This is a genomic window from Porcipelethomonas sp., from assembly GCF_051893655.1.
In the GTDB taxonomy this organism is placed as follows: Bacteria; Bacillota; Clostridia; order Oscillospirales; family Ruminococcaceae; genus Porcipelethomonas.
Window position 1 is genome coordinate 1 of sequence record NZ_JBJFHN010000119.1, and the last position, 22334, is coordinate 22334.

Below are 22334 nucleotides of genomic sequence, written 5' to 3' on the forward strand. Positions count from 1 at the left end.
TTTGTATTATATCATTTATTTTCCAGTTTGTCAACAAAAATTTTAATACTTTTTTAATAAACCTAAAAGGCATTCTGTTGACATACACTTTTCAGTATATGAAAAATCCAGAAGCAGGTCAATATTTTCAGAACAGTATTCAATTTCTTTAGACACAAGACAGGCTTTTTGGGTAATACTATATGAATTATCGGAAATACATAAAATTGTAAGACAATATATAATTGTAAGTTTTATTCTTGAAATAATATCTCTGTCATATACAGCAGATAAAAAGTGACGATATATAAAATATACTGCAATCTGTTCATATTCTATGTTATTTATTTCTAAAATATCCTTTAATTTCATATTTTTAACAACTCTTTTCCAGTACTCATTTAAAGGAATAAGTTTTTCGAGCAGTATTTTATAATCATCATAATCAGGCTGTTGTAAAATTATTTCTGATGTTTCAAAATCCCTTTCACCATCTATCTCTGCCTGTATTTTTTCGCCAAATAACAGCATTTCAGCCAGGCGTTCATTCATGTTCATATTTCTGTTTTGTAAAATTTTAAAAATTTCTTTTCTTATATTTTTAAGCTGATTCAGAAAATTTTCATCATAATCTATCTCATATTCAGATTCATTATTTTGAATCGTAATATATCCTGTTTTATTTTTTTGAGATATTATAATTTCTGCTGCTGAAATACATCCCATTCCTATACCAGTTTCTCTTATATTTCCAAAGCAGTTATGAAATCTTGGATGTTCTCTGCATATCTCACACAAAAAATCTTTACCCTTTTCTGTGATAAGAATACACAAGTTTTTTTTATTCAGAAACGGGCAGCGTTCATTGTCAGCAAGCTTAAAAGAAAAACAGCCGTCATCTGATAATACAATATTGTTCCTGAGAAGCTCACCCATATCATCGGTAGTATTATTATATTTTTCGTATGATTTATCATCAATATCAATTTCCCATCCTATGCAGCAATTGTCAGGGCATTTATCTGCAATACATTTAAATTTATTATAATAATCTGGTACTGTTACAAACATACTTTTGCCTTTCCAAAAATTTAAATATAATTTTGTACATTTTAATTATATTAAAAGCCACATTAAAATGCAATATAAAAAACAGATTCTAGATAAATTTTCTCAAATCTGCTTTTTGGAAAATCAGCTTTCAAGAATTCTGATAAAATGATTTGCTTCACGAAGAACATGGTCAGCAAGCAATGGAAGAATAATAGAACGAATCTGGCAGTTTTCTATTCCCTTTGCACCTGCCGCCTTAAAGTCTCTTAACTTTTTAGTTTCTGTCATAGAATCAATGTTCATGGTTTTATTTTGTGCGTTACGGCAGTTTTTAAGCAGAGCAGCGTAATTATCTGCAAACATATCCGCAGAATGAATAAGTTCTGTTTCTGTGGGGTCAAGCAATCCCCTTATAAAGAGTGCATGCTCCATCATAATTTGATTCCAGAAGCATTCCACCTCTTTCATGGATTTTATTATCGTTCCTTCTGTCTCAAGCATATTTATATAATCTCTGTATAATTTTGCTTCTCTTAATATATGTTCAATAAGCAGCGGATAATTCACCGTAAACATCTGACAGCTTAGCATCTTGTTTAATATTTCTTCTTTCAGACTAATTAAACCGTTGAGCAGTCTCAGTGCAGTACGGTTAAGAGCCTTTACCTGACGAATTCTGCCACTTATTTCATTTCTGTCACAGCAGCTTAATCTCAATTCTCTTCTGGTTATGTTACTGTTAATATGAATACCTGTAAATTTCTCAGTTTGTCTTTCTGCATCAAGAGTAAATTCAGTTACAATTTCTCCTGAATTTAATACTTTTGGGCTTATTATTCCTTTGCTGAGAAGCACTGTACGATTCAGAAGATTTTCAAATTCATTTTTATAAAATTCTGATTTTGCAGAAAAATTTGAATTTGCCGGAGTAAATCCGGCTTTCAGAAACAAAGAATGTTCTTTCATTATACGTCCGAAAAAAATATGAAGTTCCAGAGATTCAGCAATATAATTATTAATATTCATATCTGCCTCCATTAAATAAAATATATTCATATTATATTCATCATAGCAGAACTTTGTTATATTTAAAAGAAGGCAGCCTTTTTACAAATGAAAAAGCTGCCATAATCTTTTTATTGATTTAAATCAGATAATATTGTTTTATTTTGTTTTAATGATTGCTGTACTAAAATTATTCTTTGATTCTCAGAACCTCTGAATTTTAAACTTATATTTTTTTTGTCAATCTGAAATTCTCCGTCAACAAGAATATCAATATGACCTAACAACTCATCTGTATATTGACATCTTGCTTTGCCGGAATCTTTAAGCAGATCATTTTCAAAATTATAACCTGTATAACACCAGATATTTTTTTGAGGAAACATGGCTTTGACTTCCTTTGCAAGTTCCGCCAGCACTTCCTGATTGGATGGTTCAAACGGCTCACCGCCTATTAAAGTCAAGCCGGATATATATGGGTGATTCAGAGCCTCTAGTATTTCTTTACGGGTATCATTCGTATAAGGATTTCCATATTTAAAATCCCATGTTTCTTTATTAAAACAGCCTTCGCAGTGATGTGTGCATCCGGAAACAAATAAAGATACCCTTACTCCCGACCCATTTGCAATATCATACTTTTTAATAGCGCCGTAATACATTCAACCATCTCCCATTTATCAGAGATGCATAACCCTTTCCATAATTTCCTGAGTACGTCCCTGATTCCAGAATTGTGTACCGATATAACCGCATGTACGTCTTGCAACATTCATTTGATCCTGATCAGTATTGTCACAGTTAGGACACTTCCAGATCAATTTTCCGTCCTTATCAGTTACGATTTTTATTTCTCCTTCATAACCGCATGCACGGCAGTAATCGCTTTTTGTATTCAGCTCGGCATACATAATATTTTCATATATATGCTGCATAACTGCCAGTACTGCCTCTATATTATTCTGCATATCAGGAACTTCCACATAGCTGACTGCCCCTCCTGGAGAAAGCTTCTGAAATTGTGCTTCAAAAGATAATTTACTGAACGCATCAATTTCTTCTGTAACGTGTACATGATAACTATTTGTAATATAATTTTTATCAGTAACACCCTTTATAATGCCAAATCTTTTCTGAAGGCACTTAGCAAATTTATATGTAGTTGATTCCAGCGGAGTACCATAAATACTGAAATCTATGTTAGTTTCCTGCTTCCATCTGTTACATGCTTCATTCAGGTGTTCCATTACCTTTAAAGCAAACGGAGTGGCTTCGGGGTCTGTATGTGATTTACCGGTCATATACCGTGTGCATTCACATAAACCTGCATATCCGAGAGAAATTGTCGAATAACCGTTAAACAAAAGTTTATCTATTGTTTCTCCTTTTTTCAGTCTTGCCAGTGCACCATACTGCCACAAAATCGGGGCAACATCAGAAGGTGTTCCAAGAAGTCTTTCATGGCGGCACATTAATGCACGTCTGCAAAGTTCCAGACGTTCATCAAAAATCTTCCAGAATGAATCCATATCTCCCTTTGATGAGCATGCAATATCAACCAGATTAATGGTAACAACGCCCTGATTAAAACGACCGTAATATTTCGGTTTGCCGTTTTCATCAATGTAAGGCGTCAAAAAGCTTCTGCATCCCATACACGGATAGCAGTGTCCTTCACCGTTTTTATCCACTTTATATTCCAGCATTTTCTTTTCAGAAATATAGTCAGGAACCATTCTTTTAGCTGTACATTCAGCAGCCAGCTTTGTAATATGCCAGTATTTTGAACCTTCTCTTATATTATCCTCTTCAAGAACATATATAAGCTTCGGAAAAGCAGGTGTAATATATACTCCCTTTTCATTTTTAACTCCGAGAATTCTCTGGCGAAGCATTTCTTCAATAACCAGTGCAAGATCATCCCTGAGTCTGCCTTCTTCTACCTCATCAAGGTACATAAACACTGTTACAAATGGTGCCTGACCATTTGTAGTCATTAATGTTATGACCTGATACTGAATCATCTGCACCCCGCGTTTGATTTCTTCCCTTACACGCATTTCAGCTACTTCATTTATTTTTTCTTCATTCAGTTCAAGTCCTGCTTCCTTGAATTCTTCAGCAACAATTCTTCTGAGTTTCTGACGGCTGACATCAACAAAAGGAGCCAGATGTGACAGCGTAATGCTTTGACCGCCGTACTGTGAGCTTGCAATCTGAGCAATACTTTGTGTTGCAATATTGCAGGCAGTTGAAAAACTTTTAGGTCTTTCTATCATAACTTCACTGATTACTGTTCCATTCTGAAGCATATCTTCAAGATTAACCAGGCAGCAGTTATGCATGTGCTGTGCAAAATAATCAGAGTCATGGAAATGTATTATACCTTCTTCATGGGCTTTTACGATATCATCCGGAAGAAGAAATCTTTTGGTAATGTCCTTGCTGACTTCTCCTGCCATATAATCACGCTGAACGCTGTTGATAACAGGATTTTTATTTGAGTTTTCCTGTTTTACCTCTTCATTGTTGCATTCTATAAGACTTAAAATCTGTTCATCTGTAGAATTTGATTTTCTGACCAGATATCTTTTATAACGATATGTTATGTACTTTCTTGCAACTTCAAAAGCTTTGAGGTTCATAATCTGATTTTCAACAAGATCCTGAATTTCTTCAACATTTAATGTACGGTTCATTGATAAACATATATTTTCAACATTATCAGCAATTTCATCAATCTGTTTTTCTGTAAGTCTTTCACTCTCCACTACTTCCTTGTTTGCCTTTTTAACAGCAGCAATAATTTTTTCTATATTAAATCCGACTTCGGTTCCGCTTCTTTTAATAATCTTCATAATGCATAACAACCTCCAAATTTAATAACAGACCCAAACACTATATTTTGTGTTTGGATTTCGCTTCAAACACTATATCTAGTATTATAGCATAGAAACGAAAAAAGTCAAGTGTCAAAATGAACAAGTTTTAAATTAAAAAATCAATGCAAAAATAGGGAGTACCTGAGTACTCCTTATTTAATCCACTTGTTTTCTGATAATAGAACGAGGCGGAAATATATGGTCACATTTAAATCTGAATTTCATCATTGCGTGATTTACTGTATTAATTTTTTCATCGTCCCCGTTATAAATCACATCCGGAGTAAAAGTAACAGGTTTACATCCGGGTGCCATAATTTCCAGCGTATCCCCTGTAAAGAATCTGTTGCGCTGTGTTGCATAAAGCATACCGTTTTCGCACTTATCAACTACCGCTACAACATCATAATTTCTGATATAACCGCCCGTTTCATAATACTGACAATCTTTAGGATGCCCGAAGAAAAATCCGGTACAATATTTCCTGTGACTTACTTTGAAAACTTCATCGGAAATCCATTCCGGAAGCGGTTTATCAGGATTATTTTTATGCCAGTCAACAGCCATACGGTATGCATTTGTTATAACAGAAACATAGTATGCCGATTTTGCACGTCCCTCGATTTTAAGACTTGTAACACCAGCATCCGCCAGTTCTTTTATATGATTTATCATGCATAAGTCTTTAGCATTTAATATATATGTTCCCTGTTCATCTTCAAAAACCGGATAGTATTCCCCTTCCCTTTTTTCTTCCATTAAATGATACCCCCAACGGCATGGCTGAGCACATTCTCCATGATTAGCATCTCTGTTAACAAGATAGCTTGAGAGAAGGCATCTTCCGGAAAATGAAACGCACATTGCACCGTGTACAAAAACTTCTATTTCCATATCCTTTGGAGTTTTAGCTCTTATTTCAGCAATTTCATCAATAGAAAGCTCCCTGGCAAGTACAACACGCTTTGCCCCCATATTATATAATTCATTGGCAGAAGCATAATTTACAATACCGGTCTGTGTAGACATGTGTATTTCCAGATCAGGAGTATATTTTTTAATAAGTGACATCAGTCCCAGATCAGCCACAATAACTGCATCAACATCGCATGCCTGAACATTTTTTATAAAATCCTCAAATTCCGGTATCTCATTATTTCGGGGAAGTGTATTGCAGGTAATATAAATTTTGACATTTTTATCGTGTGCATCTTTTACAGCTTTATTAAGCTGTTCAAAGGTAAAATTACCCGGTGAAGCACGCATACCGAAGTTCTTTCCGCCAAGATATATAGCGTCTGCTCCATAGTCTATTGCAGCCTGAAACCGTTCAACATCACCAGCAGGCGCTAATACCTCGAGATTTTCAAAGTTATTCAAATTTACTCATCCTCATCATCATAATTATTTTCAGCATCTTCATATTGCTGACCAATAAGCTCCATATTTTCCTCATGCTCTTCATTTGTCTTTGCATAATATATTTCTTTTGTATCAATATTTGCGCAGAAGAAATAATAATCAGTGTCATCAGGATATAAAACTGCTTCGATAGCGTCAAGTCCCGGATTTCCGATAGCTCCGGGAGGAAGACCATTGCTCTTGTATGTATCATATGCCTCAAAAATCACATCAGATGGAATTTCAATATTAGGTCTTATAATTTCATCTACATAATATGTTGTCGGGTCTGATTCCAGCTTCGGGAAATTATCCGGATCTGCAAGTCTGTTTTCAAATACGGAAGCAACTTTTTTCATTGATTCTGCTGTCGGTGCTTCTGCCTGAACAATTGACGCCAGAGTTATAACCTCATCCAGAGTCATTCCTTTTTTATCCATCTGAGCATAATATTCGTCAGTCATTTTATTTTCAAAATTCTGATAGATTTTCATACATACAGATTCCGGATCAGAGTCTGCATAAAAACGATAGGTATCCGGAAACAGGTATCCTTCCATTTTGTAAAACTTTGAAGTTGTATTGGAAGGCAGTCTGTTCTCAAATTCAAATCCATATCCTCCGGCATTAAAATAATATAAAAATCTTTCTGCTTCACAAACGCCTTCTTCTTCCAGCTGCTGAGCAGCTTCATATATACTTATACCCTCCACGAATGTTATATCTACAGTTTCTTTATATTCTGACATATCTGTTGTAAGTTTGGTAATAATTGTTTCATATGCATCACTTGGACTGAGTTCATATTCACCAGGAATAAAATTTGTATCTGCATCACTCATTTTACAAACAACTTCAAATGCTTTTGGTATTTTAATAATGTCTTCATCGTAGAGTATCTGGGCAACCTTTTTAGCATCATCACCTTCAGAAATAGTAACCATTTTCAAAGCTTCGTCTTTGCCGATTGCAAGCATGTCCCGTCCGACAGCAATTATCAGCACTGAAAGAGAAACAGCCACTGTAACAATCAGTGTGGTAAGAATAAGAACAATCGGAAGTCTGCCGGATCTTTTTTTGTTTTTCCTGCGTATATTTTCAGCTTTTTCACGTTCAGGAGAAGCCGTCTGAACTTTTCGTGATTTAGCAGACTGTTCATAAGAAACTGGTGCCTTACGGACATTATGTTCTGCTGCAGAAGCTGAATTTGTACTATGAATACCGGTGTTTCTTACAGCTTGCTCATTACCAGTATCTGTCATGTTTTTTCTTTTAATATTAATTGTATATTCCTGATAGCCGCTGCCAGTATTATTTTTTAAAGCCGAAGTATTTTTATTTACATACCCGGTATTTCTGGAAACAGTGCCGGTTTTGTTATCAGATGTTCTGGATACTGCAAATCCGGTATTACTGCTGGTTGATCTTGCAGCCGGATTCATTGTTTTTCGTGGTACATGCTGATTTGAATTATTTCGTACAGAAGATCTTCCGGACGAATACTGTGTTCTGCTGACAGGTTTTCTTTCAGATTCCCTGCTTACTTTATCAAGTATTTCCTCAAGTATTTTATCTTTATCGGAATTTCCTCTTTTATTATCCATTACACACCTCCATGGATTTTTCAGTAACAATATAATTTACATGTATATCATATTCATTTCTGATAAGTTTATCTTTAATATTTTCCTGATAACATAGCCCGACAGTTATTATATTTTTATGTTCTGATAAGAATCTGTCATAATATCCTCCGCCATAGCCCAGACGATATCCTTTTTTGTCAAAGGCAAGTCCGGGTACGATACACAAAGCATTTTCATAAGAATACAACAGATTATTTTTGTCCGGATATGGTTCATAGATTCCATATGCAGATTTTTCCAGATCAGCTTTTTTATTATAATAATAAAAATCCATTCTGTTATTTTCAATACATCTTGGAAGAGCCACTGTCTTTGAACTATTAAGACAGTATTCTATTATTTTATCAGTATTTATTTCTATATTAGTTGACATATATGCAAGTATAAGTTCAGCTTTTTTAAATACATCCAGAGTCAATAAATTATTATATATTTCTTCATCTGAATTTTTTTTTATATCAGGATTCATATGTTTTCTCATATATTTTATATCCTGACGCAACTGAGCCTTTATATTACCGCACATATTAATATAATACAGAAGCTTTCAGTAATTCGCTTCTTTCCTCTGATATAAGCTGTTTCACAATTTCAAATGAAAACTGCATAGCAGCTCCCGCACCTCTTGAAGTAATAATTTTTCCGTCTGTGCATACCGGGTCTTTTGAAACAACAGCTCCATCCAGCTGACTTTCAAAACCTGTGTAGCATGTAGCATGTCTGTTTTTCAGCAGACCTTTATGTCCAAGTATTGAGGGTGCTGCACATATTGCGGCAATAAATCTATCATTTTCTGCACAAAAGTCAATTGCTTTCTGTACAGATGCAGATTTTTCAAGGTTTAGTGTTCCGGGCATTCCGCCTGGCAGTAGAATCATTTCAACTGAATCATCCAGTTTAAGTTCATTGTCAACAATATCTGTAGTAACAAAAATTCCGTGAGCGCCTCTGATAATCTGTCTTCCTACTCCGACAGTAACAACCTCAAGTTCACATCTTCTCATCATATCAATTGGAGTTAAAGCTTCAACTTCTTCAAATCCATCAGCCAGAAATACGTAAATCATATTTTTCTCCTTAAATCATTTTTTATTAATTTTAACATTATATTTGTCAACCATAAATACCGGAAAATAAGATCTTTTAGCCTGTCTTAATCCGTCAATACCAAGATCCTCTTCCCTGTTGACATATATTAAATCTCCGGCAGCATATTTTACAAATTCATTATTAATTGCCGGATAAAGACCGTTTACAGTAGGATCTGCTTTTTCAATATGAACGCATAATGTTTTGCTGTTAAGCTGCTCTCCGATTGTAAACGCTTTTATTTTATTATCAATTGTTATTACTCCGCCTTTAAGACCCATTTCTTCAAAATATGAAAAATAGGTGTGTATAGCAAACTGTTCCGCCACGCTTGAATGATCGTCATATCCGTTTTTATTGTTGTAAGTAACAGCACTGAATGCAATGCATTCATCAAAATCATCCGGTGTCATAGGATGAAATTCCCAGTTATAATTATTTATTTTGGATAAATGGTTACGCTTTTTATGGTATTTTTTCCCTTTGAGATTAATAAGATCATCTGCAAGGTAAATATAATCGCTGTAATCCTCTGATTTTTCAGCAATACAGTTCCATTGAGAATATTTATCAAGTATAAAAAGTCCGTAATCAGTTACACCAGTAAATATCATACCTTTTCCTGCATGGTCAGCATATTCTTCCAGTGCATCAAATAATAATGAATATTTTCCCTTCCCTGCCGGAAATGTATAGTATACATAATTTTCATCCTCAGCCTTTACAATATAAAAATCATTAAACCGGGATATAAGGGAATTATTCATTCTTCGCCATGCCATATTATTTGCAAAGCTGTATTCGCACCCCATAAAATCAGATTTTTTAAGTAAATCGTCAATCCATTCCTTATCATTAATATTGATTTCACGAAATTCAAGCATTAAATTACCTCTGATATTTCATTCATTATTTCAGATGATATTCTTTCTATTGATAACGGGATATTATTTTCACTGCATTTAATTAATGACCATGACAGTTTTTCTGCCGCATACAGAGCTGATTTACGGCATTGTTCCAGATATTCTATATGAGATTCATGAATATCTTTTTTTGATTCGTCTCCGTTATATCGTTCTGAAATAAACTTCTGGGAAACACTTACAGGCATATCAAGAAAAATAGTCTTGTCCGCCTCAGGCAGTCCCAATTTATTATATTCGTAATCATAAAGCCAGTCAAGATAATTGTCCCAGCAGTCTTTCGGAAGCTTTGACATCTGATGTACAGCATTTGAGCTTACATATCTTGCAGATATAATTATTTTTCCGCTTTCATAGTCAGATTTCCAGTATTTCATATAACTTGCATATCTGTCCACAGCATAAAAGCTTGATGCAGCATATGCGTTAACGCCTTCAGGATCTTCTGCAAATTCACCGTTAAGATACATTTTTACAAGTGCCGATGAGGGGTTATTGTAATCAGGAAAGCTGATGCTTCTGACATTATACCCGGATTTTTCAAGATTTATTTTGACAAGCTCCAGCTGAGTTGATTTTCCGCAGCCATCCAGACCGTCAATAACAATTATTTTACCTTTTTTCATTTTAAAGACTCTCTTTTATTTTCTGAAATTTGTCCCGCACTTCGTTTATTTTTCCGCAGGTCATTTTGCCCTCCGGGCATCCGCCGCTGCAGCAAGGGGGACCTGCACTTGAAAAGACTGACGGAGCCGCTTTATAGCACAGCCTGTACATTTCTTCTGCAAGCTCTCTGATTTCCCACTGTGCTCTCATACAGCACCTGAGCTTAAAGAAATTCATAAGACTTCTGGCATTCATTGTAACAACCATTTTGGTTTCACATGAATTAGGCAGAACATATCTTGCGTCTTCAATAGCTTTTTTCTCTGCTTTGGAATGAGCCTGCTTTTCAGACATACCTGCTGACAGAAACTCGTTAAAATATTTTCCCTCAAGCTTATCGGCAATTGCATTATACGCATCAAAGGAGCTTTGCATAGAATGTTCATACATTTCATTTATGCTTTTATCTTCAGAAATTGCCGGCGGAGTAATGTAAACAAAATTATTTTTCTTTACATATCTCTGACTTTGTACAGAAAATGAGGCCAGTCTGTGTCTGGTAATCTGTGCCAGAAGGGTTCGTGAAACTCCTTCGATTGCAAAGGTAAACGAAGCGTGTTCAATCGGACTTTCATGTCCCATATCCGACAGCATCTTAACAAAGCTTTCTGTTTTTTCCTCTGTAAGACCATCCATTATATTTTCACAGCCGCTGTCTGAATAGCATAGTTTTGCAGCCGCCGCAACAAGTTTTTCCGGACATGGAGTATGAGCAATTAATGTAACTTTCAAAAAAATCCCCCCACAGGAAATAAAAAATATCAATTTATTATAACATTTTTATAGTTTTTCGTCAACAGCCGAATATTTTAAATTATTTTTTCTTGCATATTGTTTTTTTTTGGGTTATAATAACATTATATTAAATTTATTAAATGTCCAGAATGGAGATTAATATGAAGCATGGTTTTGTAAAAACTGCATGTGCCACTCCTGATTTAAAGGTAGCGGACTGCGAATACAACAGTGACCGTATAATTGAAATGATAAATAATGCTCATGAATCGGGAGCTATGATTTGCGTATTTCCTGAGCTGTCAATAACCGGATATACTTGCGGTGATTTATTTTTTCAGAATACGCTTCTGGATTCGGCATTATCTTCACTGCAAAAAATAATGACCAGAACCTCCGGATACGATATGGTAAATGTTATCGGACTTCCGTTTGCATCTGAGGGCAAAATATATAACTGTGCCGCAGTTATTAATAAAGGAAAGCTGCTGGCTCTTATTACTAAAAAGAATATTCCAAATTATTCTGAATTTTATGAAGCAAGACATTTTACTCCCGGAATGAAAAACAGTCAGGCAGATGTTTTCGGTTACAGTGTACCGATCGGTACAAATTATATTTTCCAGTGCAGCAGTATGCCGGAATTTACCTTTGGAATTGAAATCTGTGAAGATTTATGGGTTGGAGATTCTCCTTCTATTATGCTTGCCAAGGAAGGGGCAAATTTAATTGTAAATTTATCAGCCAGCAATGAAATTATCGGAAAGGCTGATTACAGACGAATGATTGTCAAAGCCCAGTCAGGCAGTCTTTTATGCACCTACATGTATGCAAGTGCCGGAACAGGCGAATCCACGACGGATATGGTTTTTTCGGGACACAGTATAATTTCTGAAAACGGAGCGTTATCTGCTGAATCTGAAAGGTTTACAAACGGAATAATATATTTTGATACCGATCTTCAGAAAATTGAATTTGAAAGGAAACGTTCCAACACCTTTCAGAAATCATCATTAATGCAGAGTGAAAAATATACTAAGATTGACTTTTCCATAAATCATCATGAAGTTAATATAAACAATTATATTTCACCTACCCCCTTTGTACCGGGTAATGATTCAGACATTGATGAAAGATGCAGGGAAATATCCTCGCTTCAAATGTTCGGACTTATAAAAAGACTTAAACATACCGGCTGTAAAACAGCGGTTATTGGACTGTCCGGCGGTCTTGATTCAACTCTGGCACTCATTGTCACTGTAAATGCATTTAAACATCTCGGACTGAATACGAAAGGCATAATTGCCGTTACTATGCCATGTTTCGGAACAACAAACAGAACCTATACAAACGCCTGCCGTCTGGCAGAAGAATATAATACAACTTTACTGGAAATCAATATAAAAGACAGCGTAATACAGCATTTTTCAGATATTGGTCAGGATATAGATACTCATGATGTAACCTATGAAAATTCTCAGGCAAGAGAAAGAACACAGGTATTAATGGACATTGCCAACAAAAACAACGGTATTGTTATAGGAACAGGCGATTTATCAGAGCTTGCACTAGGCTGGGCTACCTATAACGGTGATCACATGTCTATGTATGCGGTTAATTCGTCCATCCCGAAAACTCTGGTAAAATATCTGGTTAAATATGAGGCTGATTGCTCTGACAGTGCTTTAAAATCAGTATTAAATGATATACTTGATACTCCGGTAAGTCCTGAATTGCTGCCGCCTGATGAAAACGGTACTATTTCACAAAAAACCGAAGATCTGGTGGGGCCTTATGAACTGCATGACTTTTTCCTGTATTATATGGTAAGGTATGGATTTTCGCCAAAAAAAATATACCGCATAGCTTGCATAGCTTTTAAAAATCTATACGATAAAGCAACTATATTAAAATGGGAGAAAAATTTTTACAGACGGTTCTTCTCACAACAGTTCAAACGGTCATGTCTGCCTGACGGTCCGAAGGTCGGAACTGTTACATTATCGCCGAGAAGCGATTTCAGATGTCCCAGTGATGCTTCTGCAAATATATGGCTTCAGGAACTTGAAAAAATAAATTAATACGGCGTGAGCCGTATATACATAATGGAGGAAAACATATGAACTACAAAGAAAGCTTTATTAAATTTATGGTTGAAAGCGGTGTTTTGACATTCGGAGAATTTACTCTAAAAAGCGGAAGAAAAGCTCCGTATTTCGTAAATACCGGAAATTACAATACCGGCGCACAGCTTGCTCGTCTGGGCGAATATTATGCTCAGTGCATTCAGGAAAACGGCGTTCAGGCAGATACTTTGTTCGGTCCGGCATATAAGGGCATTCCCCTTGCTGCTGCCTGTAGCATTGCCTTATATAATAAATACGGCGTTGAAGTAAACTACGCTTTTGACCGCAAGGAAGCCAAGGATCACGGAGAAGGCGGAATAATTGTTGGCAAAAAAATGAATGACGGCGAAAAAGTTGCCATTATAGAAGATGTTATTACCGCCGGAACTGCTATCAGAACTGTTCTTCCATTGCTGAAGGATCAGGCTGATGTTGATATTACTGCACTTATAATCTCAGTTGACCGTATGGAAAAAGGCAAAGGTGAACTGTCAGCAGTACAGGAAGTAAAACGTGACTTCGGAATTAATGTTTACTCAATTGTCACTATGGAAGATATTATTGACGCAATAAAAAATGAAGTGATTCCGGGAAAAGAATACTTAGATAAGATGATTGAATACAGAAGCGTTTACGGTATTCAGTAAAAACACTTTTAAAGCTCTTGACAATTTTATGATAATATGTTAACATTATTTTAAAAGTAATGATGGGAATAGTAGTCTTTATTATGACTGGCAGAGAGTCCTTGGATGGTGTAAAAGGATAGTCATATACTGATGAATACGCCCCTGAACTGGTAATCTGAAAATCAAGTAGGAGAATCCGGGTACGCCCGTTAAAGCGTTCAAAGGTCGGATTATATCCGATAAACTGAGGTGGTACCACGGTAAATTACAAAAATTATCGTCCTCTGATGAGTTTTTCTCATTGGAGGACGTTTTTATTTTATATGAAAGGAAATTTGTTATGACATTATTTGAAGAACTTAAAAGACGAGGTCTGATTGCACAGATGACTCATGAAAAGGAAATTGAACAGCTTTTTAACAGCGGGGAATCTATTCCGTTTTATATAGGCTTTGATGCTACTGCTGACAGTCTTCATGTCGGTCACTTCTTACAGCTTGTGGTTATGAAGCATATGCAGAATGCCGGTCATAAGCCGATCGCCCTTCTGGGGACTGCAACTACTATGATAGGCGATCCTACAGGCAAAACAGATATGCGTCCTATGCTTACAGTCGATGAAATTAATCACAATGCAGAATGCTTTAAAAAACAAATGTCAAAGTTTATTGATTTCTCAGACGGCAAAGCTGAAATTGTAAAAAACGGCGACTGGATGCTTAATATGAATTATATTGATTTTCTGAGAAATGTAGGCAGATATTTTTCAGTAAATCAAATGCTTACTGCTGAATGCTTTAAAACAAGACTGGAAAGAGGTTTGTCATTTCTGGAATTCAATTATATGCTTATGCAAAGCTATGATTTCCTGTATCTGTATCAACATAAGGGAGTTAAAATCGAACTTGGCGGAAATGACCAGTGGAGTAATATTTTAGGCGGTGTTGATCTTGTAAGACGTGTGGAAAAGGGCGAGGCTTATGGAATGACATTTACTCTCCTGACTACAAAAGAAGGCAAAAAAATGGGTAAAACTGAAAAGGGTGCTCTCTGGCTGGATCCGGACAAATGTTCTCCTTATGATTTCTATCAGTATTGGAGAAATGTTGACGATGCAGACGTAATGAACTGCCTGAAGCTTCTGACATTTATTCCTATTGAAGAAATTGAAGAAATGGAAAAAACTATGGAAGGTGCTCAGCTGAACAAGGCTAAAGAAATGCTTGCTTTTGAAGTTACAAAAATGGTTCATGGCGATGAAGAAGCAAAAAAAGCTATGAGAGCCGCAAAGGAAGTATTTTCAGGTGTCGGAAACAGTAAGGATATGCCCACAACATGCATTCCTGAAAGTGATCTGGATAACGGACAGATTGGTATACTTACACTTCTTGTAAAAGCTGGTCTTGCATCCTCTAACGGCGAAGGAAGAAGACTTGTACAGCAGGGCGGAATTTCTGTAAATGATGAAAAGATTTCTGATCCGTCTGTAAAAATTGATCTTTCAAATGAAGTTATTATTAAAAAAGGCAAAAAAGTATTCCACAAGGTTATCAAGGCTTAAAATCATGAAACTTAAAATCAATAAAAAGTATATGGGAGTTATACTCATTATTACATCTGCATTTTGTTTTGCACTGATGAATACTTTTGTACGCCTTTCCGGTGACCTCCCCACCATACAAAAAAGCTTTTTCAGAAATTTTGTTGCAGTAATATTTGCATTTGCTGTATTAAAGAAAAATAAAATACCAATGAAATGGAATAAAGGCAATCTTAAATTTCATCTTATAAGATCAACCGCAGGAACTATAGGAATTTTATGTAACTTTTACGCTATAGACCATCTGGTATTGTCAGACGCTTCAATGCTTAATAAAATGTCACCCTTCTTCTCAATAATTTTTTCACTGATTTTTCTTCGTGAAAAAGTTACGGTTACACAGTCTTTATTAGTAAGTTCCGCATTTATCGGCAGCTTGTTTATTATCAAACCGACATTTAATGGAATGGAAATACTGCCTGCTGTTATAGGATTTATCGGTGGAATGGGTGCAGGTGCTGCCTATACAACAGTAAGATATCTGGGTAAAAGAGGTGAAAAAGGACCTTTTATTGTCTTTTTCTTCTCTTCATTTTCATGTCTGGTAACTCTCCCCTATCTGATTTTCAATTATCAGCCTATGAGCATAAAACAACTCATATTTCTTATTTGTGCCGGTCTGGCAGCCGCAGGAGGACAATTTTCAATAACTGCTGCTTATTGCTATTCTCCGGCAAAAGAAATTTCTGTTTATGATTATTCACAGATTATTTTTGCTGCTTTGCTTGGATATTTCCTGTTTGACCAGATTCCGGATGTCTATAGTTTTATCGGGTATATTATAATTATTATATCAGCAATTATAATGTTTATATATAATAAAAATAAAGATATAAAAATCAAAACAGATAAATTGTAAGGAGATTGATAAATAATGATTTATACTGTTACCTTCAATCCTGCCCTGGACTATGCTCTTATATCTGATGAAATAAAGCTGGGATTTACAAACAGAAGCAAAGATGAATATCTTATGACTGGCGGAAAAGGTATAAACGTTTCCGCCATGCTTAGTAATCTGGAAATAGAAAACACAGCTCTTGGATTTATTGGAGGATTTACCGGACAGGAAATAAAAAAACGTGTTCTTATGAGTGGCTGTAATTGTGATTTTATAGAAGTTGACGGACTTTCAAGAATCAACGTCAAAATAAAATCTGATGCTGAAACAGAAATAAATGCAAGTGGTCCGAAGATTGAAAAAAAAGATATTGAATTACTGATAAACAAAGTAAAAAAACTTCATAAGGGCGATTATCTTGTACTTGCCGGAAGCGTCGGAAACGGTGTTTCCGATGAGGTTTATTCCGATATCATGAAAAATACTGACAAAGAAGTCAAAATCGTTGTAGATGCAGCTGGAAAACTTCTTTTAAATGCAATAAAAGAAAAACCGTTCCTGATAAAGCCAAATAATTTCGAGCTTAGTCAGATTGCCGGAACAGATATAGGAAATAACAGAAAAAAGGCTCTTGAATATGCTGATGTTCTTCATGAAATGGGTGCTGAAAACGTTCTTGTTTCCTTTGCAGGCAACGGTGCTGCTTTTTCATCAGTAAACGGACTTAAGCTTGAATCTGAAGCACCAAAAGGAACAGTTATTGATTCTGTCGGTGCCGGAGATTCTATGGTAGCGGGATTTATCGCCGGATGGACAAAAAATCAGGATTACACAAATGCTTTCAGAATGGGAATTGCTGCCGGAAGTGCAAGTGCATTTTCAAAAGGATTTGCATCAAAAGAAAAAACAGCTGCACTATATAATACGATAAACAAAATATGCATATATTAATATACATAAAATACCTTATTTAGCCTGAAGATTTATGTATCTATATTTTACCAAGGCAATCCGCACTCAATCGCTCTGACCATTTTCGGGTGACGAATTACAAAATGAATAACCGGACTTTTATGCTTTGAAATCAGCACCCATTCGCCATGTTTCATCTGAATCTGGATATTTTTGAAAACCCGGGTGTGCTGTGCTGAAACAGTATAGTTTTGATATTTTTCTGCTAGTGCCATTGTCTGATTATAATGTTCCAGATACTCTTCATAGGTATAGTAAATTTCATGTTCGTAAAAAGCACCTGACAATGACAGAGTTAATGGAGAAACTGTATATTCTTCCTTGGAAATAACTGGTATCATATCCTCTACGGAACTAATTGTCACTGTTTGTATAAAATATTTTTTAATTGTATTCAGATATTCTAAAAACATTTGTTGATTATTATTTGAAATATGATTTTGTTCCAATATACGTTTGAACAATTCATCTGAAATTGTATATAATGGAAGGGTCGCATGCAAGTTGCATAGCTCCCCTTCTTTTTTTGACTCATCAGAAAGAAAACTATAAAACTTGTCCTTAGACTCTTCAGTAAAAATGTCCATAAGAGGAAAGGCTTTTGAGAGAATATGATTTGATTTGTTACGATAATACGCAACCTCTTGTCTGGAATTGGTCAGATAGTATTTTCCGTCATCATGATGCCCGTTGATACACTCTCCTGCAAGAGCCGCCGCACCTGAAACATAATTCAGATGGTGATAGATGTTTGTATTCAGATTTTTCAGGTAATACGGTGTTATCTGTCCTGTCATGTAAATGGGTATCCACGCCTCCAAGCCCAGTATCATCTCATTCATAGGTCTGTCAACGTTGTGTATCATATTCATATGCAGACCCTTTTTAAGACAGGCGGCAATGCCGAACATCCACTTTTTATTGAACTCCATATCTTCCGCCATGTCAGCCATAGGCATATCACTGTTCATAAAAATCGGTTCTCTGGAACGTGAAAGGGCAGTTGCCTTGAAGAAATCAAGCTCGCCCTGTTTCATCTGATCAATGCCATAATAGTTTTTTGAAGACGGCAGACTGAACGGTGCAGTAGGTACTTTTAATTTATCAAATTTAATGATAGTAATATACTCGTTCAGATCAAATTCGTCCAGCTTTTTCAGATAATCACCGATGCCGTCCTTTGTATTTTCCGGTGCTTCACTGCTGCAAAGATAATTGATAACCGCCGCTGTAAAATCAGTATGTACCGGAGTACCGCTTTCAGGGATATAGCCAATGAGTTTGCAGATATGGTCTGTCTCCTCAGAATCGCTGTATTTCCTCATCAGAAAACGGCTGAGACTTTCTGCAAATTCATTTATATCCGCAGGTATGCGCTGTCCTTTCTTGATTCTTGACAGATAGGACGGGTCATATCCCATGCTTTTGGCAAGTTCGTTCAGATTTATCTGCAAAGTATTTACAAGATTTTCAAAATTACAGGAAAACTGCGTATTATCCGTGTCCACAACACCAAGCTCTTCCATAAATCGTGAGAAAACACAGTCGCAGGAAATATCCGTTTGTCCGTTTTTATGTGCAATGCCTGTTATTCCTGCCGCAAGCTTTTTGAGAGTATCTGTTTCAGGTATTCTCTGACCGTTACGGTATCTGCTCAGTGACGCAGGAGTCAGACCGGAGGCTTTCGCAAGCTCACTGGCTGTGCAGTTCAATATGCTTATATATTCGTTCAGTAATTTTGGAAATGTCATAGTCATGATCCTTTCTTGTGTTTGTTTCTATTATAGCATAAAATCGAAGATTATGATATTGCTTTTTTCTGTTTTACCGATTTGGCATTGACTACATGGTAAAATCTCTTTATTGTTATGTACATATATGCTATAATTTATGTAAACAGAATTAAGTAAAAAATTTTAATGCAAAGATTTGCAAATTTGTATTAAGGAGGAACCAATATGACCAAAAAAACTATCCGCCGCTTTTTAGCAGCAGTCACAGCAGCAGTTGCGGTCGCAGGCTGTTACTCGGTATATACTGCTTATGTTCCGAAAACAACACAGCATGAAATCGTAGTTTTTGCAGCAGAAACATCAGGAGATTTTGAAATTTCTCAGAAGACAGACGCTGACCTTAATTCTTATTATGTAATCACAAAATATACCGGCAGTGCTGTAAGCCTGACGATTCCTGCGGAATTTACTGTGGACGAAACAACACTTCCTGTTAAAGTTATTTCCAGCAGTGCATTCAAAGGCAACACAACGCTTGAATCTGTAGTCATTCCGGAAGGTATCACAGAAATCGGAAGTGAAGCGTTCAGTGGCTGTACCAGCCTTGCTGATGTTTCTTTCCCGACAACGCTTACCACGCTTGCCAGTTCTGCTTTCAAAAGCTGCCCTATTAAAGATCTGACAATAAACGGAGATTTAACCAGTTATTCGTCTTCCGCATTTAATGTTGATGCAGTTGAATCAATCACATTTGGCGGTGAAGTAACTGTAATACCTGCAGAAATGTGCAAGAGAATGACAAATCTCAAAACAGTCACAATATCCGATAGTGTGACGGAAATTGGCGTCAGTGCATTTGAAAAATGTACATCTCTGACGGAAATTGACATTTCAGACAGCGTAAAGACAATTGGTGATTATGCATTTTATGGATGTACGGCTCTTGCTTCTGTTGATATAGGAAACGGAGTTGAAACTATCGGAGAACAGGCATTTTACGTTTATCCGGGCGGCATGCCGCTGACCAATATAACATTCGGAAACAGTCTGAGAGAAATTGGTACAAATGCATTTACCTATGCGTCAATTAAAGGCACATTGGAGCTTCCGGACAGTCTGGAAGTAATAGGTGAATCTGCATTCGGCTGGTGCGATGAAATTACCGATGTTGAATTCGGAACAAACACAAAGACAATCGGAAAAAGCGCATTTAAGGGCTGCGACAAGCTGATTGAAATAAATCTGAATGAAGGACTGACTGAAATCGGTGCAAACGCTTTTGAAGATGTTGACCTTTTTGGCAGGATCACTATCCCCAATGGTGTAAAAACAATCGGTGAGTATGCATTTTATAATTCCAGTACTCCGCAAATTACAGCGGTTACATTACCGGATACCCTTGAAGAAATCGGTGCCTATGCATTCCGTGGCAATCCTATAACCAGATTGGTTATTCCGGATTCTGTTACAAGCATTGGCGGCGGTGCATTTTATGAGTGTAAAAACTTAAAAAGTGTAGAATTATCAGCAAACCTTGAAAGGATTCCCGTATCATGTTTTGAACTTTCAGGCATTGAAAGTTTAGTGATTCCGGACAGCGTCAAATCAATCGGTGCTTCTGCTTTTAAAAATTGCGGTTCTCTTAAAGAACTGACTTTCGGAAACGGTCTTGAAACAATTGAAGACGAGGCATTTGAATTTGCAGATATTTCCTGTTTAAGATTTCCTGATTCGCTGAAAGAAATAGGAAATAATGCGTTTTATAACAATGCAGGTCTGGAACAGATTCAGAACTGGCCTGCCTCTTTAGAAACACTTGGTGAGTCAATATTCTGCCAATGCAGCAGTTTGCGTGAAATTCCCACCATTCCTGCACAAATCGGTGAAATACCTGTCCAGTTATTCAGCGGATGCCCAAACCTTACCCATGTTGAGATTGAAGAAGGGATAACTGCCATAGGTGACAGTGCATTCAGTGAATGCGGACTGACTGAAATTGTAATTCCTGACAGCGTTCTGACTATATATGCCAATGCATTTGCTTATAATAATCTTCAGGATATTATCATTGGCAGCGGCGTGACAAAGATTGCTTCAAGGGCATTTGCTGTTAATCCAGATGCAAAAAATATTTATGTTCCCGATAATGTTGAATCTATTGGTGCTCAGGCATTCGGATATGGAATTGATGTTAATGATCCATCAGGAGATCTTGTTGTTATGGAAGATTTCACTATCTATGGAACCAGCCAGACAGTTAAGGACTATGCTGCAGATTACGGCGTAAACTATGCTGATTCAAGCACAACAACTCCGGCAGTTACAACTAAAACTTCAACTTCGGAAACGACTGTAACCACAACTGTAAAGTCAACATCATCCAATACGGGAACAGATAATACATCAGCTTCTGATACTGCGGCAACGACAGTAACTGCAGCTGTTACTACCTCAACTACAACTGCAGTTATTCAGGAAACTGTTAAGGGAGACTCCAACGGTGATGGAAAATTAGATGTAAGAGATGCGGCTTTCATTGCCAGAAAGCTTGCAGAGCGAAAGGAAAATGAACTTCCTGAATGGGCTGATTTTAACGGCGACGGAAAGGTAAATGTCAGAGACGCAGCAGCAATTGCAAGAGTGCTTGCAACCAATCATTCAAATTAAGTTTATTATTGCCTTCTAAATTCTTCCCTTTTAATATATGAAATTATGTAAACCTCCAAAGTAGTGTAATATGTAAGAAACTACTTTGGAGGTTAAAATTTTGTCAATTTTACACCTCAGAAAATATCATACGAACTTATATAAAGCTATACTCCCCTTTTCATCTTGTGAATACACAAAATTTATAAACCTGCGGCTTTTTTAGAATTTGTATTTATCCGTACACTTTAAAAAATATTATACATTGAATTTTCTGAAAGTATATATCCGATGTTAAGTTTAAAAAAATATCAGATGAATATTTCTGCAAAATAAATTTGTATTGATAAATTCGGGAAAATGTATTATAATTATTAAAATACAAATAAAATGAGAAAGGAGAAA

At 36.1% G+C, this 22334-nt stretch carries 18 protein-coding genes and 1 other annotated feature; of the genes, 6 read left to right on the forward strand and 12 right to left on the reverse strand.

What is annotated here, in order from left to right:
• Window positions 1–42: 42 nt before the first annotated feature.
• The 11 genes from fliB to thyX form a co-directional block, all read right to left on the reverse strand.
• Window positions 43–1050 (reverse strand): flagellin lysine-N-methylase, encoded by a 1008-nt coding sequence (gene fliB, locus ACI4WO_RS06835; RefSeq protein ID WP_439806809.1) that lies wholly within the window; start codon window positions 1048–1050, stop codon window positions 43–45.
• Between the two features lie 123 nt (window positions 1051–1173).
• The gene (locus ACI4WO_RS06840) at window positions 1174–2058 is read right to left on the reverse strand and encodes a DUF2935 domain-containing protein (RefSeq protein WP_439806810.1); all 885 of its coding nucleotides are present in this window, start codon (window positions 2056–2058) and stop codon (window positions 1174–1176) included.
• Between the two features lie 110 nt (window positions 2059–2168).
• Window positions 2169–2699 (reverse strand): anaerobic ribonucleoside-triphosphate reductase activating protein, encoded by a 531-nt coding sequence (gene nrdG, locus ACI4WO_RS06845; protein WP_439806811.1) that lies wholly within the window; start codon window positions 2697–2699, stop codon window positions 2169–2171.
• A gap of 18 nt (window positions 2700–2717) precedes the next feature.
• Window positions 2718–4895, reverse strand: a complete 2178-nt coding sequence (nrdD, locus tag ACI4WO_RS06850; RefSeq protein ID WP_439806812.1) for an anaerobic ribonucleoside-triphosphate reductase — start codon at window positions 4893–4895, stop codon at window positions 2718–2720.
• Between the two features lie 180 nt (window positions 4896–5075).
• Window positions 5076–6299 carry a peptidase U32 family protein gene (locus ACI4WO_RS06855; RefSeq protein WP_439806813.1) on the reverse strand — a complete coding sequence of 408 codons (1224 nt, stop codon included), beginning with the start codon at window positions 6297–6299 and terminating at the stop codon, window positions 5076–5078.
• 2 nt (window positions 6300–6301) lie between these two features.
• On the reverse strand, window positions 6302–7924 hold the full coding sequence (mltG, locus tag ACI4WO_RS06860) for an endolytic transglycosylase MltG (protein WP_439806814.1): 1623 nt from the start codon (window positions 7922–7924) through the stop codon (window positions 6302–6304).
• Window positions 7917–8492 (reverse strand): 5-formyltetrahydrofolate cyclo-ligase, encoded by a 576-nt coding sequence (locus tag ACI4WO_RS06865; protein ID WP_439806815.1) that lies wholly within the window; start codon window positions 8490–8492, stop codon window positions 7917–7919. Before ACI4WO_RS06865 ends, mltG begins: the two co-directional genes overlap by 8 nt.
• Window position 8493: 1 nt before the next feature.
• Window positions 8494–9033 carry a DJ-1 family glyoxalase III gene (locus tag ACI4WO_RS06870; RefSeq protein ID WP_439806816.1) on the reverse strand — a complete coding sequence of 180 codons (540 nt, stop codon included), beginning with the start codon at window positions 9031–9033 and terminating at the stop codon, window positions 8494–8496.
• 15 nt (window positions 9034–9048) lie between these two features.
• Window positions 9049–9939 (reverse strand): DUF2156 domain-containing protein, encoded by an 891-nt coding sequence (locus ACI4WO_RS06875; RefSeq protein ID WP_439806817.1) that lies wholly within the window; start codon window positions 9937–9939, stop codon window positions 9049–9051.
• Window positions 9939–10607 (reverse strand): dTMP kinase, encoded by a 669-nt coding sequence (locus ACI4WO_RS06880; protein ID WP_439806818.1) that lies wholly within the window; start codon window positions 10605–10607, stop codon window positions 9939–9941. Before ACI4WO_RS06880 ends, ACI4WO_RS06875 begins: the two co-directional genes overlap by 1 nt.
• A 1-nt stretch (window position 10608) precedes the next feature.
• A complete protein-coding gene (gene thyX / locus ACI4WO_RS06885; RefSeq protein WP_439806819.1) occupies window positions 10609–11379 on the reverse strand; it encodes an FAD-dependent thymidylate synthase in 771 nt (256 codons plus the stop codon).
• A 164-nt stretch (window positions 11380–11543) separates the two neighbouring features.
• Here thyX and ACI4WO_RS06890 point away from each other — a divergent pair, with 164 nt between their 5' ends.
• The 5 genes from ACI4WO_RS06890 to pfkB all read left to right on the forward strand — a co-directional run bounded on the left by ACI4WO_RS06890 (window position 11544) and on the right by pfkB (window position 17529).
• Window positions 11544–13463, forward strand: a complete 1920-nt coding sequence (locus tag ACI4WO_RS06890) for an NAD(+) synthase (protein WP_439806820.1) — start codon at window positions 11544–11546, stop codon at window positions 13461–13463.
• Window positions 13464–13501: 38 nt separating this feature from the next.
• Entirely contained in the window at window positions 13502–14155 is a 654-nt protein-coding gene (pyrE, locus tag ACI4WO_RS06895; RefSeq protein WP_439806821.1) for an orotate phosphoribosyltransferase, read from the forward strand.
• A 50-nt stretch (window positions 14156–14205) separates the two neighbouring features.
• Window positions 14206–14425, forward strand: a binding site (T-box leader).
• A gap of 52 nt (window positions 14426–14477) precedes the next feature.
• Window positions 14478–15698 (forward strand): tyrosine--tRNA ligase, encoded by a 1221-nt coding sequence (gene tyrS / locus ACI4WO_RS06900; protein WP_439806822.1) that lies wholly within the window; start codon window positions 14478–14480, stop codon window positions 15696–15698.
• 4 nt (window positions 15699–15702) lie between these two features.
• Entirely contained in the window at window positions 15703–16596 is an 894-nt protein-coding gene (locus tag ACI4WO_RS06905; RefSeq protein WP_439806823.1) for a DMT family transporter, read from the forward strand.
• A 15-nt stretch (window positions 16597–16611) separates the two neighbouring features.
• The gene (pfkB, locus tag ACI4WO_RS06910) at window positions 16612–17529 is read left to right on the forward strand and encodes a 1-phosphofructokinase (RefSeq protein ID WP_439806824.1); all 918 of its coding nucleotides are present in this window, start codon (window positions 16612–16614) and stop codon (window positions 17527–17529) included.
• Between the two features lie 47 nt (window positions 17530–17576).
• Here the strand turns inward: pfkB and ACI4WO_RS06915 are convergent, their stop codons facing one another.
• Complete coding sequence (locus ACI4WO_RS06915; RefSeq protein ID WP_439806825.1) at window positions 17577–19301, reverse strand: helix-turn-helix domain-containing protein; 1725 nt, start codon at window positions 19299–19301, stop codon at window positions 17577–17579.
• Between the two features lie 207 nt (window positions 19302–19508).
• Here ACI4WO_RS06915 and ACI4WO_RS06920 point away from each other — a divergent pair, with 207 nt between their 5' ends.
• Window positions 19509–21950, forward strand: coding sequence for a leucine-rich repeat protein (locus ACI4WO_RS06920; RefSeq protein ID WP_439806826.1), 2442 nt, complete (start codon window positions 19509–19511; stop codon window positions 21948–21950).
• The last annotated feature ends 384 nt before the right edge of the window (window positions 21951–22334 follow it).